Annotated in this window: 14 protein-coding genes; 8 read left to right on the top strand and 6 right to left on the bottom strand. The window is 71.3% G+C overall.

All coding sequences use genetic code 11. The features are described 5' to 3' along the window. Window positions 1–8 precede the first annotated feature (8 nt). Both AC0ZLC_RS24090 and ybaK read left to right on the top strand, forming a co-directional pair. Window positions 9–749 carry an LON peptidase substrate-binding domain-containing protein gene (locus AC0ZLC_RS24090; RefSeq protein WP_476754033.1) on the top strand — a complete coding sequence of 247 codons (741 nt, stop codon included), beginning with the start codon at window positions 9–11 and terminating at the stop codon, window positions 747–749. A gap of 37 nt (window positions 750–786) precedes the next feature. Beyond that, window positions 787–1287 carry a Cys-tRNA(Pro) deacylase gene (gene ybaK, locus AC0ZLC_RS24085; protein WP_476754032.1) on the top strand — a complete coding sequence of 167 codons (501 nt, stop codon included), beginning with the start codon at window positions 787–789 and terminating at the stop codon, window positions 1285–1287. Window positions 1288–1487: 200 nt separating this feature from the next. Here the strand turns inward: ybaK and AC0ZLC_RS24080 are convergent, their stop codons facing one another. The 4 genes from AC0ZLC_RS24080 to AC0ZLC_RS24065 all read right to left on the bottom strand — a co-directional run bounded on the left by AC0ZLC_RS24080 (window position 1488) and on the right by AC0ZLC_RS24065 (window position 5420). Beyond that, window positions 1488–2156 (bottom strand): AAA family ATPase, encoded by a 669-nt coding sequence (locus AC0ZLC_RS24080; protein ID WP_476754031.1) that lies wholly within the window; start codon window positions 2154–2156, stop codon window positions 1488–1490. A 34-nt stretch (window positions 2157–2190) separates the two neighbouring features. Continuing rightward, complete coding sequence (locus tag AC0ZLC_RS24075; RefSeq protein ID WP_476754030.1) at window positions 2191–3012, bottom strand: ABC transporter permease; 822 nt, start codon at window positions 3010–3012, stop codon at window positions 2191–2193. Between the two features lie 115 nt (window positions 3013–3127). Further along, the gene (locus AC0ZLC_RS24070) at window positions 3128–4099 is read right to left on the bottom strand and encodes an ABC transporter ATP-binding protein (protein ID WP_476754029.1); all 972 of its coding nucleotides are present in this window, start codon (window positions 4097–4099) and stop codon (window positions 3128–3130) included. Window positions 4100–4202: 103 nt separating this feature from the next. Continuing rightward, a complete protein-coding gene (locus AC0ZLC_RS24065; protein ID WP_476754028.1) occupies window positions 4203–5420 on the bottom strand; it encodes an NYN domain-containing protein in 1218 nt (405 codons plus the stop codon). Window positions 5421–5650: 230 nt separating this feature from the next. Here AC0ZLC_RS24065 and AC0ZLC_RS24060 point away from each other — a divergent pair, with 230 nt between their 5' ends. Continuing rightward, complete coding sequence (locus AC0ZLC_RS24060; RefSeq protein WP_476754027.1) at window positions 5651–5824, top strand: hypothetical protein; 174 nt, start codon at window positions 5651–5653, stop codon at window positions 5822–5824. Between the two features lie 124 nt (window positions 5825–5948). Here the strand turns inward: AC0ZLC_RS24060 and dnaE are convergent, their stop codons facing one another. After that, window positions 5949–9488 (bottom strand): DNA polymerase III subunit alpha, encoded by a 3540-nt coding sequence (gene dnaE, locus AC0ZLC_RS24055; RefSeq protein WP_476754026.1) that lies wholly within the window; start codon window positions 9486–9488, stop codon window positions 5949–5951. Window positions 9489–9733: 245 nt separating this feature from the next. Here dnaE and AC0ZLC_RS24050 point away from each other — a divergent pair, with 245 nt between their 5' ends. The 5 genes from AC0ZLC_RS24050 (at window position 9734) to AC0ZLC_RS24030 (ending at window position 15886) form a co-directional block, all read left to right on the top strand. Next, entirely contained in the window at window positions 9734–11062 is a 1329-nt protein-coding gene (locus tag AC0ZLC_RS24050) for a DUF2252 domain-containing protein (protein ID WP_476754025.1), read from the top strand. 157 nt (window positions 11063–11219) lie between these two features. After that, window positions 11220–11906 (top strand): hypothetical protein, encoded by a 687-nt coding sequence (locus AC0ZLC_RS24045; RefSeq protein ID WP_476754024.1) that lies wholly within the window; start codon window positions 11220–11222, stop codon window positions 11904–11906. Window positions 11907–12007: 101 nt separating this feature from the next. Beyond that, window positions 12008–12820: a DsbA family protein gene (locus tag AC0ZLC_RS24040; RefSeq protein WP_476754023.1), complete on the top strand. Its 813-nt coding sequence runs from the start codon at window positions 12008–12010 to the stop codon at window positions 12818–12820. A gap of 78 nt (window positions 12821–12898) precedes the next feature. Then, window positions 12899–14581, top strand: a complete 1683-nt coding sequence (locus AC0ZLC_RS24035; protein WP_476754022.1) for an alkaline phosphatase D family protein — start codon at window positions 12899–12901, stop codon at window positions 14579–14581. A gap of 318 nt (window positions 14582–14899) precedes the next feature. Continuing rightward, window positions 14900–15886: a zinc metalloprotease gene (locus AC0ZLC_RS24030; protein ID WP_476754021.1), complete on the top strand. Its 987-nt coding sequence runs from the start codon at window positions 14900–14902 to the stop codon at window positions 15884–15886. A gap of 39 nt (window positions 15887–15925) precedes the next feature. On the opposite strand, the gene AC0ZLC_RS24025 is transcribed toward AC0ZLC_RS24030, so the two are convergent. Then, complete coding sequence (locus AC0ZLC_RS24025; RefSeq protein ID WP_476754020.1) at window positions 15926–16495, bottom strand: dienelactone hydrolase family protein; 570 nt, start codon at window positions 16493–16495, stop codon at window positions 15926–15928. Between the last annotated feature and the right edge of the window lie 68 nt (window positions 16496–16563).

Here is a 16563-nt window from a genome sequence, read left to right as displayed (position 1 = left end):
TTGCCGTCGTGACCACCGTCCGGCTCCCGCTCTTCCCGCTGAACTCGGTTCTGTTCCCGGGGCTCGTGCTTCCCCTGAACATTTTCGAGGAGCGCTATCGCGCCATGATGCGCGATCTCCTGAAGACCCCCGAGGACGAACCGCGCAGGTTCGCCGTCGTCGCCATCCGCGACGGCCACGAGGTCGCCCCCACCGCACCCGGCATGCCGGATCCGACCGCCGTACTGGAGCGCGGACCCGCCGCCGGTTTCGGCGACGAGCCCGCCGCGGCCTTCCACGAGGTGGGCTGTGTCGCGGACGCGGCGACCATCCGCGAGCGCGCCGACGGCAGCTTCGAGGTGCTGGCCACCGGGACCACCCGGGTGCGGCTGCTGTCCGTGGAGGCCTCGGGCCCGTATCTCACCGCCGAGCTCGAGGAGCTGGAGGAGGAGACCGGCGACGAGGCCGGCCCGCTCGCCGAGGGCGTGCTGCGGGCCTTCAGGCAGTACCAGAAGCGGCTGGCCGGGGCCCGGGAGCGCTCGCTCACGACCGGCGCGGACCTGCCGGACGAGCCGTCCGTCGTCTCGTATCTCGTCGCGGCCGCCATGATGCACGACATCCCGGTGAAGCAGCGGCTGCTCCAGGCGCCGGACACCGCCTCGCGCCTGCGCGACGAGCTGACCCTGCTGCGCGCCGAGACGGCGATCATCCGCAATCTGCCGTCGTTGCCGGCGTCGGAGCTGACGCGCGGCCCGACGAGTCTGAACTGACGTCCGTCCCGACGCGTCCCCCGGATCCGAGAAGGCGATGGCGAAGAAGCCGAAGAAGCAGCAGCCCGGCGGCACCCCGGCCACGGTGGCCCTCACGGCCGCGGGCGTCCCGTACACGGTCCACGCCTACGAGCACGACCCCGCGCACCCCTCGTACGGCGAGGAGGCCGCCGAGGCGATGGGCGTCTCCCCCGAGCGGGTGTTCAAGACCCTCGTGGCGGACGTCGACGGCGCCCTCGTGGTCGCCGTCGTCCCCGTCGCCGGCTCCCTGGACCTCAAGGCCCTGGCCACGGCGGTCGGCGGCAAGCGCGCCGCGATGGCGGACCCGGCGGCGGCCGAGCGCACCACGGGATACGTCCGCGGCGGCATCTCCCCCCTCGGCCAGCGCAGGAAGCTCCGCACGGTCCTCGACGCCTCCGCCGGACACCACGCGACGATCTGCGTCTCGGCCGGCCGCCGAGGCCTGGAGGTGGAGCTGTCCCCGGACGACCTGACCACCCTCACAGGAGCGGTGACGGCCCCGGTGTCCCGCGCCTGACCACCGGCCGGCGAGATCCACCGGCTGGTGAGATCCACAGGCTGGTGAGATCCCACCGGCCGGTGAAATCCAGCCCGTCCGGCGTTTGAGGACGAGCGCGCAGCGCGACGAGGGGGGTCCGGGGGCGCAGCCCCCGGGAACGGGACGGGAAGGGGCGGAGGGGGCGAGACACCCCACGCCCGCCCCCGGCACCCGGGGACCTACGCCCCCGCGGAAGGCACCGACGCGGCCACATGACCGCCGGGATACGGCTCGGGATCCCGGGGCCCGAACATCGCGGTCAGCCCGAGATGCACGGCCAGCCCGGCCAGCGACCACGCGAGCAGCGCCCCCTTGGCGTTCAGCTTCAGCGGCGCCGAGAAGGTGACCCCCTTGCCGACGGCCCTGGCGTGGGCGATCACGTTTGACGTGGGCCCGAGCCACACGCCGATCCGCCAGGCGAGCAGCGACCCGAGCAGCCCTCCCACCGCGAGCCCGACCACGAGCGGCACACCCCCGCGCCGCCGCACCAGGAACACCCCGAGCGCACTGAGCGCCCCGAACGCGACCGCGAGGAGGGTAAACGTTCCGTCAACTCCGATGGCCTGCTCGCCCTCGGTGTCCTTGAAGTACACGACCCACTTCTTGTCGACGATGCCGCCGACGAGGGGCACGTGCGGAGCGAGCCACCACCACAGCAGACCGAGCAGCACCCCGCCGAGCGCCACCGCCACGGTGACGACGGCGGCCTCCCGCACCTCGGTCTTCATCCCGGGGCCGTCCTGTTCGTACAGGGAGGCCCCGGTGGCGCCGTCGGCGGGCGGCGCCTGCCAGTCGTGGTGCGGAGAACCCTGGTGCGGCGGCGGAGGCGGAGTCAGCGGTGCGGTCACCCTGACATCGTGCCAGGCCCGCCTGTGGGCCGCGTCACCGGACGGCCGCCCGGCGGTACGCCCAGGTCGCGAGCGCCAGCGAGGCGACGCCCACCCCGGCGCACACGGCGAGATCACCGACGACGAAGGCCCAGTCGGGACGGGCGTCGAAGGCCCGCGCGAACGCCTCGACGCCGTACGTGGACGGCAGCAGGTCACGTGCGTACCGGACCACCGTCGGCAGCCGCTCCGGCGGGAGCACCCCGAGCAGCAGCGCCGCCGACATGCCCAGCTGGCCGAGGAGCGTGGCGAGTTCGGGCCGCGGAGCGAGCAGCCCGAGCGCGGCCCCGAGCCCGGCGAGCGCGGCGCCCGCGAGCGGGATCACCGCGGCGAGCACCCACAGGTGCGTCATCGGCAGCCCGAAGAGCACGGAGCCGAAGACGGCGGTGGCGAAGGTCCCCGGCACGGTGAACGAGGCGTACGCGCCGGCGGCACCGAGCACCACCGCGGCGGGCGGCACCGGCAGCGTCGCGTAGTGGTCGAGTCCGCCGCCGGCCCGCAGCTGTCCGAAGTACTGGGCGAGGAGGTTGAGGGCGACGAAGGCCACCACCAGGACCGACGCGCCGGCCACCACGGAACGCGCCTCGCCGCCGCCGTCCACCACGCCGCGCATCAGGATCATGATCCCGACGGACTGGAAGGTGGCCACGAACAGCAACGGGATCCGCGCGACCCGGGCCCGGGAGAGCTGCGCCCGGTACACGGCGGCCAGCGACGGCCACAGCCGTGCCCGTGGCCCCAGTTCCGCGGCGTCGCCGGGATCCTCGGCCACGGGCAGCGCGCCGCCCGGCAGAACCCCAGCGGGTACGACACTCACGTCGAGCTGCTCCTCTTCGCTCCGGCAGCCGTCCTGTTCCCGGCGCCCGCGACCCCGCGCGGGCGGCACCCGGCGGCACCTCCGGCGTCCCGTACGGACACCGCGGCCTGTCCGCTCACGATTTCACCAGCCCCTGCCCGTTTCCGCCCAGCGCCAGGTACACGTCCTCCAGGCTCGGGGTGGCCAGCGTGAAGTCGTCCAGGGCGGCGAAGGCGGCGCCCCCGGTGACCGTGGCGACGGCCGCGCGGGCCTCCTCGGGCGCGAGCCGCAGCGTCCAGCGGCGGCCGGACTCGACGGCGCGGGCGCGCAGCGCGGCGACCTCGGGGACGTGCAGGGGGGCGCTCTGCCGCCACACGAGTTCGACCCGCACCTCGCCTGCGACCTGTTCCTTGAGCCCGGCCGGGGTGTCGCAGGCGATGACCCGGCCCCGGTCGAGGACGGCGACCCGGTCGAGCACGGTCTCCGCCTCGATGACGTTGTGCGTGACGAGCAGGACGGTCGTGCCGTGCTCGGCCCGGCGCCGGTCGACCGCGGCCCACACGGCCCGGCGGGCGACGGGGTCCATGCCGGTCGTCGGCTCGTCGAGGACGAGCAGCGGGCGCTCGCCGACCAGGGCGGCGGCGAAGCAGGCGAGCCGCCGCTGTCCGCCGGAGAGCCTCCGCAGCGGGCGGGAGGCGAGGGGCGTGAGGCCGAGCTCGTCCAGGACCGCGTCCCGCTCGGCGCGCGCCTGCCGCAGTTCCAGTCCGCGCAGCCGCCCGGTCGTCTCCGCGGCGAGCGACACGGTCAGGTCGTCGAGGGCGGTGGACTCCTGCCCGAGGTACGCGAGGATGCGCGCCGCCCGTTCCGGGTGGCGCACGATGTCGTGGCCGAGGATCTCGACGGTGCCGCCGTCGGGCCGCATCAGCCCGGTCAGCTGCCGTACGAGGGTGGACTTGCCGGCACCGTTGGGCCCGAGCAGTCCGAAGATCTCGCCGCGCCGGATGTCGAGGCGCACCCCGTCGTTGGCCCGCACCTCGGGTGTCGCGGGGGAACCGCGCCGTCCGCGCACCGCCGGGTAGGTCTTCGTCAGGCCCCGGACGGCGCACACGACAGCACCACCGTGTCCCCTTCGGACTGCCTGTGCCGTGCGCGTACTCACGAGGGACGAGACTACGGGGTCCGATGCCCCGTTATGCGTCCGGGGCCGTCGCTCACTCCCCCGCGGGCGCGTGCTCCGCCGCCGTGCGCACGTCGATCTCGCGCCAGAAGCCGGCCCGGATCGCGTACCGGTCGTGCTCGTCGATCTGGTCGTCCTTGTGCGCGAGGAGTCCGAAGCGGGCGGCGTACCGCAGCAGCTCCCCGTCCACCCGGTGCGGGACGCGCGGGTACATCGCGGAGAGCTTCTGCAGGTGGTTCTGGTCCGTGAGCCGGGCCATCCAGCGGCGTGCGAACACCTGTCCGACCTCGTACGGGTCGCCGCCGACGGTGGTGATGTCCTCCTCGCGGTCCGCCCAGCGCTGCTCTGCGGAGGTGAGCTGGGCGAGCGTGGGCAGCGAGGCGGACTCGGCGGACTCACCGGCGCCGCCCGGGCGCTCGACCCAGCCCTTGTCGGAGGACCAGCGCAGCGTCGCGGTCGTCGGGTGCTGGGCGGGCTGGGTGCCGGGCCCGCGCAGGGCGGCGAGATCCTTGGGGGTGGGGACGCCCTTGGGTGCGGGGACCCGCTCCTGCGTGCCGTCGCGGGGCTCGGCCGCCGTGACGTGCTCGGTCTGCTCCGCGGTCCGGTCGGCCGCGGCGGAGGGCGCCGACTCGGGCAGCGGCGCGGAGAGGATGGCGGCGATCTCGGGCCGCGGCACGGGCGACGGCGCGCAGACCCCGCCCGTCTCCTTGGCGCGGACGGCCCCGGTGATCCAGATCCGGTCGAGCACGCGGCGCTCGTCGGCCTCGGCGACGAGGTCCTCGGACTGGTTGTAGTCGCCGTCGGCGGCCTGCACGGCCCACAGGTGGACGGCGACGCCGTGCTCCTTCGCCGCCATCATGCCGGGCAGCAGATCCCCGTCGCCGGTGACCAGGACCACGTCGGAGCAGGCGCGGTTGCGCGCCAGTTCGGTCAGCTCGGCGTGCATGGCGGCGTCGACGCCCTTCTGCGCCCACCGGCCGTCGCTGCGGGTCAGCGCGCCCAGGCGGACCGTCACCCGCGGCATCACGCGCAGTCTGCGGTGCTCGGGCTGGGGTACGCGGTCGGGGGCGCCGTCGAACCAGTAGATGCGCAGCAGGGGCCGTTCCGTGTCGGACTCGGCGCGCTCGCGCAGCCCCTGGATGAGGGCGGCGTGGTCGACGGTGATCCGGGAGCGAGAGGGTTCCCCGGCGAGAAGACTGGCGGCGGCCCCGAGCAGGTACCCGGCGTCCACCAGGACGATGCAGCGGTCCACGGGTCCACCCTCTTTCCGGTTTCCGGGAGGTTCGCTTCGGGCCTGGTTCGAGTCTGCCCGACGGCGCGAAGGTTAACGGCCCGAACTCGATCTTCGGCGTGGCGCAGCGGCGGATCGTTCCCCGACAGCGCTTATCACGCACGGTAATTATCCGACATGCGCGGCTTGTCGGCCCGTGTGAATCTGGTTCCGGCCCTGGCCCCTAGATCCCCTTCAGGAGGCAGATCACCATGGCCAAGAACAAGAACCGCAAGCAGGGCGCCGCCCAGGACCGTTCCCCGCAGCCGGACCAGGCTCCGGAGCACGCGCGTTCGACCGCGACCGAGGCAGCGCAGCTGGCTCAGGTCCAGGGCAGCCCCTCCGATGTCGCCCGTAAGCACCAGAAGCGCTTCGGCCACAACTGAGGCGGGCGACAGGGCCGTTGAGGCCTGAGCACGCAGCGAGGGGCGCACCCGCGGGTGGGTGCGCCCCTCGCTGCGTCCGTCCGGCCGGCCCGCCGCGGGCCTTGCCCGGTCGCTCTCCCGGTGGTCAGCCCGCCAGGCAGGCCGGTCCGAGCAGGACCTTCAGGTCGCCGAAGAGGGCGGGGTCGGGCTTGACCCGGTGCCGGTCGAGCCGGAGCACGGTCGTCTTGCTCGGGCCCTGGAGCCTGATGCGGACCTCGCTGTCGCCCTTGTGGTGGCTGAGGATCTCCCCGAGCCGGCTGACCATGGGCGGGGTGACCTTCACCGTCGGGATGGTCAGGATCACGGGCGCGTTGGTGCCCGCGTTCGACAGGTCGGGGACCATCAGCTCCATCGCGACGAGCCGCGGCACGTCCTCGCGCTTGTCGAGGCGTCCCTTGACGAACACCACGGCGTCCTCGACGAGTTGGGTCGACACCAGCTGGTAGGTCGCCGGGAAGAACATGCACTCGATGGAGCCCGCGAGGTCCTCCACCGTCGCGATGGCCCAGGCGTTGCCCTGCTTGGTCATCTTGCGCTGGAGGCCCGAGATGATGCCGCCGATGGTCACGACCGCGCCGTCCGCGTGCTCACCGCCGGTGAGCTGGGAGATGCCCGCGTCCGCCTTGTCGGACAGGACGTGCTCCAGGCCGAAGAGCGGGTGGTCGGAGACGTACAGCCCGAGCATCTCCCGCTCCTGCGCGAGGAGATAGGTCTTGTCCCACTCGTCGGTCGTGAACTCGACGTCGAGTCCGAAGCCCGGCTCGTCCGCGGCGTCGTCGCCCATGCCGCCGAAGAGGTCGAACTGGCCCTCGGCCTCCTTGCGCTTGACCTGCACCACGTTGTCGATCATCGGCTCGTACTGCGCGGTGAGGCCCTTGCGGGTGTGCCCCATCGTGTCGAACGCGCCCGCCTTGATGAGCGATTCGGTGGTGCGCTTGTTGCAGGCGACCGCCTCGACCTTGTCGAGGTAGTCGGGGAAGGACGAGTACTTCCCCTTGGCCTTGCGGCCGCGGATGATCGCCTCGACCACGTTCGTGCCGACGTTGCGGACGGCGGAGAGCCCGAAGAGGATCACGTCGTCGCCCTGGGCGGCGAAGTTGTGCTCGGACTCGTTCACGTTGGGCGGCAGGACCTTGATGCCCATGCGCCGGCACTCGTTCAGATAGACGGCCGACTTGTCCTTGTCGTCCTTGACCGAGGTCAGCAGGGCCGCCATGTACTCGGCCGGGTAGTTGGCCTTGAGGAAGGCGGTCCAGTACGTGACGAGGCCGTACGCGGAGGAGTGCGCCTTGTTGAACGCGTAGCCGGCGAAGGGCACCAGGACGTCCCACAGGGCTTGGATCGCCTCGTCGGAGAAGCCGTTCTTCTTGGCACCGGCCTGGAAGATGGTGAAGTTCTTCGCCAGCTCCTCGGGCTTCTTCTTGCCCATCACGCGGCGCAGGATGTCGGCCTCGCCGAGCGAGTACCCGGCGATGATCTGGGCGGCCTTCTGCACCTGCTCCTGGTAGACGATGAGGCCGTAGGTCAGGCCCAGCGTCTCCTTCAGGGGCTCCTCGAGCTCCGGGTGGATCGGTGTGATCTCCTGGCGCCCGTTCTTGCGCTCCGCGTAGTTGATGTGCGAGTTCATGCCCATCGGACCCGGCCGGTACAGGGCCGAGACGGCGGAGATGTCCTCGAAGTTGTCGGGCTGCATCTGGCGCAGCAGCGAACGCATCGGCCCGCCGTCGAACTGGAACACGCCGAGCGTGTCGCCGCGGCAGAGCATCTCGTACGTCCTGGGGTCGTCCAGCGGGACCTGGAGGAGCTCCAGCCTGACGCCCTTGTTGGCCTCCACCATCTTGACGGCGTCGTCCATGATGGTCAGGTTCCGCAGGCCCAGGAAGTCCATCTTGAGCAGGCCGAGCGACTCGCACTGGGGGTAGTCCCACTGCGTGATGGTGACGCCGTCGGTGTGCCGCACCCAGATCGGGGCGTGGTCGACGATGGGCTCGCTGGACATGATCACGCCGGCGGCGTGCACGCCCATCTGCCGGACCAGGCCCTCGACGCCCTTGGCGGTGTCGATGACCTTCTTGACGTCCGGCTCGTTCTCGTACATCGCGCGGATCTCGCCGGCCTCGCTGTAGCGCGGGTGCGAGGGGTCGGTGATGCCGTTCAGGTCGATGCCCTTGCCGAGGACGTCGGCGGGCATGGCCTTGGTGAGCCGGTCGCCCATCGCGTACGGGTAGCCCAGTACCCGCGCGGAGTCCTTGATCGCGTTCTTGGCCTTGATCTTGCCGTACGTGCCGATCATGGCGACCTTGTCGGCGCCGTACTTCTCGGTCACGTACCTGATCACCTCGACGCGCCTGCGCTCGTCGAAGTCGATGTCGACATCGGGCATGGAGACGCGCTCGGGGTTCAGGAACCGCTCGAAGATCAGACCGTGCTCGATCGGGTCGAGGTCGGTGATGCCCATGGCGTACGCGACGATCGAACCGGCCGCGGACCCTCGGCCGGGGCCGACGGCGATGCCGTTCTTCTTGGCCCACATGATGAAGTCGGCGACGACGAGGAAGTAGCCGGGGAACCCCATCTGGATGATGACGTCCATCTCGTACTCCGCCTGCCTCTGGCGGTCCTCGGGGACACCGCCCGGGTAGCGGCGGCCCATGCCGACCCGGACCTCCTCCTGGAACCAGGTGACCTCGGTGAACCCCTCCGGGATGTCGAACTTCGGCATGAGGTTCTTGGCCTCGAACATGCCGGTGGTGTCGATCTGCTCGGCGACCAGGAGGGTGTTGGCGCAGCCCTCCTGCCAGGCGTCCGAGGAGTCGATGGCGTACATCTCGTCCGTGGACTTCAGGTAGTAACCGGTGCCGTCGAAGCGGAAGCGGTCGGGGTCCGAGAGGTTCTTGCCGGTCTGGATGCACAGCAGTGCGTCGTGGGCGGTCGCCTCGTGCGCGTACGTGTAGTGCGAGTCGTTCGTCACCAGGGGCGGGATGCCGAGCTTCTTGCCGATCTCCAGGAGGCCGTCGCGGACCCGGCGCTCGATCTCGATCCCGTGGTCCATCAGCTCCAGGAAGTAGCGGTCCTTGCCGAAGATCTCCTGGTACTCGGCGGCCGACTTCAGGGCCTCGTCGAACTGGCCGAGGCGCAGCCGGGTCTGCAGCTCGCCGGACGGGCAGCCGGTGGACGCGATGAGCCCCTCGGACCACTGGGAGATGGTCTCCTTGTCCATGCGCGGCCACTTCTGGAGCCAGCCCTCGGCGTACGCGTCCGAGGAGAGCTTGAAGAGGTTGTGCAGGCCCGTCTTGTTCGCCGCCCAGATCGTCTTGTGCGTGTAACCGCCCGAACCGGACACGTCGTCGCGCTTCTGGTGCGGCTGGCCCCACTGGATCTTGCGCTTGTTGCGCCGGGACTCGGGGGCGACGTACGCCTCGATGCCGATGATCGGGGTGACGCCCGCCTTCTGCGCCGTGTGGAAGAAGTCGTACGCCCCGTGGAGGTTGCCGTGGTCGCTCATCGCGATGTGCGTCATGCCCATCTCGTTGCACGCCGCGAACATGTCCTTGAGCCGCGCGGCACCGTCCAGCAGCGAGTACTGGGTGTGGACGTGCAGGTGCGTGAACGGCGGCTTTGACACGGCTTCGGCCTCCAGGAAGAACAGAAGAACAATCGTCGACAGGCTGCGGACAGTCTGGTGGGACAGCGTCGAAGTCTATGCCGCGGCACTGACACTCCGGGGGCTCTCCCCCGTACCTTCGTGCGGGGCGCGCGGGCACTCCCGCGTACCGTCGTCCGTTGAAGCGGACGGGGCCGTCCGTCCCCACCAGGGCGGCGCGACCGTCCCCCATGTCACGCACCACCTGCACCAGGAGGCACCCAGCGATGTCGGTCCCGCAGCTCAGCGCCGAGCAACGCGGCGAGCAGATCCTCGCCGTCTTCGACACCGCGTTCGGCGAGCTCCTGGCCGCCGACCCGGCCGCGTTCCGTGTGAAGTTCCGCAAGATGGCGGCCAGCGCCTTCGCGTTCTACCGGGGCACGGCGGGCCTCTTCTACCACGACCTGGACGCCGACAAGCGGGGCGGCCCCTACCTGGACGAGCGCACGTCGCGGGTGTGGATCCACGGCGACCTGCACGCCGAGAACTTCGGCACGTACATGGACGCCCAGGGCCGTCTGATCTTCAACGTGAACGACTTCGACGAGGCCTATGTCGGCCCCTTCACCTGGGATCTCAAGCGCTTCGCCGCCTCCGTGGCGCTGATCGGGTACGCGAAGGCGCTCAGTGACGAGCAGATCACCGAGCTGGTCAGGGTCTACGCGCGGGCGTACCGCGAGCGCATCCGCGCCCTGTCCACGGGCGCCAAGAGCGACGAGGTGCCCCCCTTCACGCTGGACACCGCCGAGGGCCCGCTGCTGGGCGCGCTGCGCGTCGCGCGCTCGCTGACCCGCTTCGGGCTGCTGGACTCGATGACCGAGATCCGTGACTTCGAGCGCCGCTTCGCGGAGGACGGCGGCTCGGTCGAGCTGGACGCGGCCACGCGCTACAAGGTGCTCGCCGCCTTCGACGGCTATCTGGAGACGCTCCCGGAGTCCTCGCTGACCCGCCCCGACTCCTACCGGGTGAAGGACGTCGTGGGCCGCCGCGGCATCGGCATCGGCTCGGCGGGCCTGCCGTCGTACAACATCCTCCTTGAGGGCAACAGCGACGCCCTGGAGAACGATGTCGTGATCTACGTGAAGCAGGCCCAGACCCCGGCCGTCTCCCGGCACATCACGGACGCCTCGATCCGCGAGTACTTCCAGCACGAGGGCCACCGCACGGTGATCTCGCAGCGTGCCCTCCAGGCGCACGCCGACCCGTGGCTCGGCTGGACCGAGCTGGACGGCGCGGGCCAGCTCGTCGCCGAGGTGTCGCCGTACGCGGTCGACCTGGACTGGGGCGACATCGACGACCCGGAGGAGATCGCGACGGTGGTCGCCGACCTCGGCCGCGCCACGGCCACGATGCACGCGGCGGCGGACGACGAGAGCGGCCACTCGGAGCTGGTCCCGTTCTCCACGGAGCGGGCCATCGACGCGGCGATCGCGGCCGACGAGGATGGCTTCGCCGACCTCCTGGTCGACTTCGCGCACGACTACGGGGCACGCGCGCGTGCCGACCACCAGATCTTCGTGGACCTCTTCCGCAACGGCCGGATCCCCGGCCTGTAGCCGCCCGCTCCCGGCCTGTAGCCACCCGCTGCCGGCCCGTGGGCCCCACGGGCCGGGCGGGGCGGCCGCGGGCCCGGGCCGCCGCACAACGCTCGGGTGGCACACAGGAACCCTTTAGGGGGCTCTTACGGCGGCCCGTGGGACACTCTCCAGCGCTATGGACATATCCGGGACCCAGCTCAGAGCCCTTCGCGCGGCTCTGTTCACGGCCGTCGTCGTGACGCTCTCGACGGCGTCGCACGTGCTGCTGTCCCGGGCTCCGCTGCCCCTGAGCACCGTGGCCGCGATCACCGGCGCCGTCTTCGCCGCCTCGTACGCGCTCGCGGGCCGCGAGCGCGGCTTCGGCCGGATCGCCGCCCTGCTGATCCCGCTGGAGCTGGCCGCCGACACGGTGTTCACCACGGGTCAGCACGTCTGTTACGGCCAGGCGGGCGGCCCGGTCGCCGGTCCGCTGCGCTCGGTCGGCATCGACGTGCTGTGCGGCGGCGCCGACGTCGGCGCCCCGCTCGCCCGCGTGAGTGCGGGCCACGGCGGCTCCGCGGCGGCCCTGCTCGCGCACGCCGACCCGGGAGCCGCCTGGCTGCTGCTCGGTGCGCACGTGGGCGTCGGGCTGCTGGCCGCCGCCTGGCTGCGGCGCGGCGAGCGGGCCCTGGCACAGCTGCTGCGCGCGGTCGGCGCCGCCACCTTCCGGCCCCTGCTGCTCGCCGTCGCCGCCGTGCGGGTACGGCTCGCTCCGGTGCGCAGGCCGCCGCGTCCGGTCCGCCGGGCCGCCGCCGCCCGGACCTCGCTGTTCGTGCACTCCCTGGGACGCCGGGGACCGCCCCGCTCCGCCGTTCCCGCCTGAGCAGGAGCCCGGCAGGAGCCCGGAGTCCGGCCTGAGCACCAGCAGTCCCCCCGACGTATTTTGCGTACGACGTGTGCGCGTCCCCCAGGGAGATCACCACTATGAGCAAGCGGAACAGCCAGGCGTCGAAGATGGCGGCCCGTGAGCGGCTGCGCCAGGAGCGCGAGCGCCAGGCCAAGCGCGACAAGGTCAAGCGGCAGGTCATCGTGGCCTGCTCGGTCGTCGGTGTCCTCGCGATAGCCGGCGGCATCGGGTACGCCGTGGTGCAGAACAACAAGCCCGGCTACTGGGAGGCCGCCAAGGACGACAAGCTCGTCAAGCCGGCCCACACGACCGGCGCGAAGGGCACGACCGTCGTCATCGGCAAGAGCGGTGCCGAGAAGACCCTGGACATGTACGAGGACCCGCGCTGCCCCGTCTGCGCGAGCTTCGAGCAGGCCGTCGGCGCGACCGTCCACAAGGACGTCGAGGACGGCAAGTACAAGATCCGGTACATCGGCGCCACGTTCATCGACAACGGCTCACCGGGCGAGGGCTCCAGGAACGCGCTCAGTGCCATGGGCGCGGCGCTGAACGTCAGCAGCGACGCCTTCCTGGAGTACAAGACCGCCCTCTACTCGGCGAAGTACCACCCCGAGGAGACGGACGACAAGTTCAAGGACGACGCGTACCTGATCAAGGTCGCCGACACCGTGGACGCCCTCAAGGACAACAAGGCGTTCCAGAAGGCGGTGAAGGACGGCACCTACGACAAGTGGGCGCTGGAGATGTCGGCCACGTTCGACAAGAGCGGTGTCTCCGCGACGCCGACGCTGAAGATGGACGGCAAGGAGGTGGTCGGCTCGGACGGCAAGACCGCGCCGATGACCGTCGCCGAGTACCGGACGGCGATCGACAAGGCGCTCAAGGCCTGACGTACCGGCAGCCAAGAGCGGGCGAACTTTCGACAGTTCGTCCGCTCTTTCGCGTACCGGTCAGTAATCTGATCGTCCGTGACCAGTCGATACAGATCCATCGAATCGCAACACACCACGGGCGTCGCCGAGTTGCGCGCCCCCCGCCGCCGTACGGTCGTCAAGGCCGCGGCGGCCACCGCCGTCCTCGCGGCTCCGCTCGCCGCCGCGCTCCCGGCCCGGGCCGCCGCCGGGAGCCCGGCGTTCCTGCACGGCGTCGCCTCCGGCGACCCGCTGCCCGACGGGATCCTGCTGTGGACCCGGGTGACCCCCGCGTCCGAGGCGATACCCGGTTCGGGGCTCGGCCCCGACGTCGAGGTCTCGTGGACCGTCGCCGAGGACAAGGCGTTCGGCACGGTCGTCGCCAAGGGGTCCACCATCGCCTCGGCCGCCTCCGACCACACCGTCAAGGCGGACATCCGCGGCCTGCGCCCGGCCACCGACTACTGGTTCCGCTTCTCCTGCGGCGGCACCGACTCGCCCGCCGCCCGCACCCGTACCGCCCCGGCCGCCGACGCGGGCGTGGCCGGTCTGCGCTTCGGCGTGGTCTCCTGCGCCAACTGGGAGGCGGGCTACTTCTCGCCGTACCGGCACCTGGCCGCGCGCGGCGACCTGGACGCCTGGCTGCACCTGGGCGACTACATCTACGAGTACAAGTCCGGCGAGTACGCGGCGCGCGGCACGGTCGTGCGGCCGCACGCCCCGGCGAACGAGATCCTCACCCTCGCCGACTACCGCACCCGGCACGGGCGTTACAAGACCGACCCGGACCTGCAGGCCCTGCACCACGCGGCGCCGGTCGTGGCGATCTGGGACGACCACGAGTTCGCCGACAACGCCTGGCCGGGCGGGGCGGTGAACCACACCGAGGGCGCCGAGGGTGCCTGGTCCGCCCGCCAGCGGGCCGCGAAGCAGGCGTACTTCGAGTGGATGCCGGTCCGTCCGGCGATCGAGGGCACCACCTACCGCCGGCTGCGCTTCGGCAAGCTGGCCGACCTCTCGCTGCTCGACCTGCGCAGCTTCCGCTCGCAGCAGGCGTCCTCGGGCAGCGGCGCGGTGGACGACCCGGACCGGACGCTCACCGGCCGGGCGCAGCTTGACTGGCTCAAGGCGGGCCTGCGGGCCTCGGACGCCACCTGGCGGCTGGTCGGCAACTCGGTCATGATCTCGCCGTTCGCGGTGGGCTCCCTCCCGGCCGACCTGCTCAAGCCGCTCGCCAAGCTGCTCGGGCTGCCGCAGGAGGGCATCGCCCTCAACACCGACCAGTGGGACGGCTACACGGACGACCGCCGGGAACTGCTCGCTGACCTGCGCGCCAACGCGATCCGCAACACCGTCTTCCTGACCGGCGACATCCACATGGCGTGGGCCAACGACGTGCCGGTCGACGCCGGCACGTATCCGCTGTCACCCTCGGCCGCGACGGAGTTCGTCGTCACCTCGGTCACGTCCGACAACCTCGACGACATCGTCAAGGTGCCCGAGGGCACCGTGTCGACGATTGCCTCGCCGCTGATCCGCGCCGCCAACCGGCACGTCCACTGGGTCGACACGGACCGCCACGGCTACGGCGTCCTGGACATCACCGCGGACCGCGCGCAGATGGACTACTACGTGCTCTCCGACCGCAGGGACCCGGACGCGACCTCGTCCTGGGCGCGTTCGTACCGCACGCGCAGCGGTACGCAGAAGGTCGAGCGGGTGTACGCGCCCGTGCGTTAGCCCGGCAGCACCTGCGGACCGGGGGCGATTTTCGGCCACCCACACTTCACCCCCGGTCTGTTAACGGGAGATCACCCCACTACGGCGGGTGGCGCCACGCACGGTCCGAATCCGGACACACCACCCGCCGTGGTCACCGCGCTCGTTACGTCCCGGTCTCAAACTCGGCACCGAGACCGAACTTCTTCTCCCAATTGCCCTTGTTCGCCTGACGTTTGATTGGGCCGGAACGTTTCTCTTCAAGATTCATCATGTCCACGTAATCTCCCGGCGGCGGCCAGAAAAAGGCCCTCCCCACCGCATCCGCTAGGAGTCAGCATGCGTGCACTTGCCCGAATATCACCCCTTGTGCGCAGACGCCTTCTCGGCACGGCCGTCATGGCCGGAACGCTCATGCTCGCTCCCCTCTCCGCGCCCACCGGCGTCGCGGCGGCCACGGCTCCGGCCACCGACTGCGCCGACGAGGCCGGCTCCGTCGCCCGCGAGGCCCGCCCCAGGGCCGGTCAGCACGCGGCCGAGCCCAACGAGGTCACCCAGGCCAGGGCCCAGGCCATGGACGCCGACCTGCACAAGAAGCTCGACAAACTGCGCGCGAGCGGCGGGCGGCTGTCCGCCGCGGCCGCCACGGCCACCATCCCGGTGTACTTCCACGTCATCCACGACGGCGCCACCGGCCGGCTCAGCTCGGCACAGATCAGCAGCCAGCTGAACGTGCTGAACGCGGCCTACGCGGGCCAGGGCACCGGCAACACCGACTCTGGTTACCAGTTCACGCTGGCCGGCACCGACTACACGAACAACGCGACCTGGTACAACCTCAGTTCGGGCTCGACGGCGGAGAAGGCCATGAAGACCGCCCTCCGCAAGGGCGGCGCGAACGCCCTCAACATCTACACCGCCAACCTCGGCGGCGGGCTGCTCGGCTGGGCCACCTTCCCCAGCAGCTACAAGTCCAGCCCCACCATGGACGGCGTGGTCGTCCTCGACACCTCGCTGCCCGGCGGCTCGGCCGCGCACTACGACGAGGGCGACACCGCCACGCACGAGGTCGGTCACTGGATGGGGCTCTACCACACCTTCCAGGGCGGCTGCAACGGCAACGGCGACTACGTCACCGACACCCCGGCCGAGAAGAGCGCCGCCTACGAGTGCCCCACCGGGCGTGACACCTGCACCAGCAAGTCGGGCGTCGACCCGATCCACAACTTCATGGACTACACGTACGACGCCTGCATGTACCAGTTCACCTCGGGCCAGGTGACGCGCATGCAGCAGAGCTGGGCCGCCTACCGGGCCGCCGGCTGAGCCCCGCGGGGAGTGTCGCCAAGGTCACTCCCCGACCCCTCAGAGCGAGTCGAGGAAGCCGAGCGCCACCTTCCAGGTGGCCTCGGCCGCCTCCGCGTCGTGGTCCGGCAGGCCGGGGTCCGTGTAGAGGTGCCCGGCACCGGCGTACCGGTAGATCTCCACGTCGGCGCCGACGCGCTGCATCCGCAGGTACCACGCGCTCAGCCAGTCGTCCGTCTCGAACGCGTCGGGCTCCGCAACGTGCAGCTGGACCGGCAGCTCGTCCACCGAGGCGCTCTCCGCGATGTCGGAGGTGCCGTGCAGGAGCAGCAGCCCGCGGGCCTTGTCGTCGCCGAGGGCCAGGGTCTGCGCGACGGAGGCGCCGAACGAGAAGCCCGCGTACACCAGCCCCCGGTCCGAATAGGGGGCTGCCGCCAGGATCGCTCGCTTGAGCAGCTCGTCCTTGCCGATCTCGTCCTTGAAGGCCATGCCCTCCTCGACGGTCTCGAAGGTGCGTCCCTCGAAGAGATCGGGCGTCCACACCTCGTGTCCCGCCGCGCGCAGCCGCTCCGCCGCCGCACGCACCGCGGGGCGCGGCCCGTAGGCCGAGTGAAAGAGCATGATGTTCATGAGGCCATGGTGCCAGCCCGCACCAGCAGTGCCGGTCGGGGCCGTACCCGGGATCCGACGCAGATCAC

It is taken from the genome of Streptomyces sp. GLSS-08, from assembly GCF_056387915.1.
Note: the sequence above shows the minus strand (reverse complement) of the source record. Positions and strands in the feature narration are given on the sequence as shown.

Coding starts and splice junctions, on each gene's coding strand:
- ybaK (WP_476754032.1), top strand. CDS start 787: ATGGCGAAGAAGCCGAAGAAGCAGCAGCCCGGCGGCACCCCGGCCACG.
- AC0ZLC_RS24060 (WP_476754027.1), top strand. CDS start 5,651: ATGGCCAAGAACAAGAACCGCAAGCAGGGCGCCGCCCAGGACCGTTCC.
- AC0ZLC_RS24050 (WP_476754025.1), top strand. CDS start 9,734: ATGTCGGTCCCGCAGCTCAGCGCCGAGCAACGCGGCGAGCAGATCCTC.
- AC0ZLC_RS24045 (WP_476754024.1), top strand. CDS start 11,220: ATGGACATATCCGGGACCCAGCTCAGAGCCCTTCGCGCGGCTCTGTTC.
- AC0ZLC_RS24040 (WP_476754023.1), top strand. CDS start 12,008: ATGAGCAAGCGGAACAGCCAGGCGTCGAAGATGGCGGCCCGTGAGCGG.
- AC0ZLC_RS24030 (WP_476754021.1), top strand. CDS start 14,900: ATGCGTGCACTTGCCCGAATATCACCCCTTGTGCGCAGACGCCTTCTC.
- AC0ZLC_RS24025 (WP_476754020.1), bottom strand. CDS start 16,495: ATGAACATCATGCTCTTTCACTCGGCCTACGGGCCGCGCCCCGCGGTG.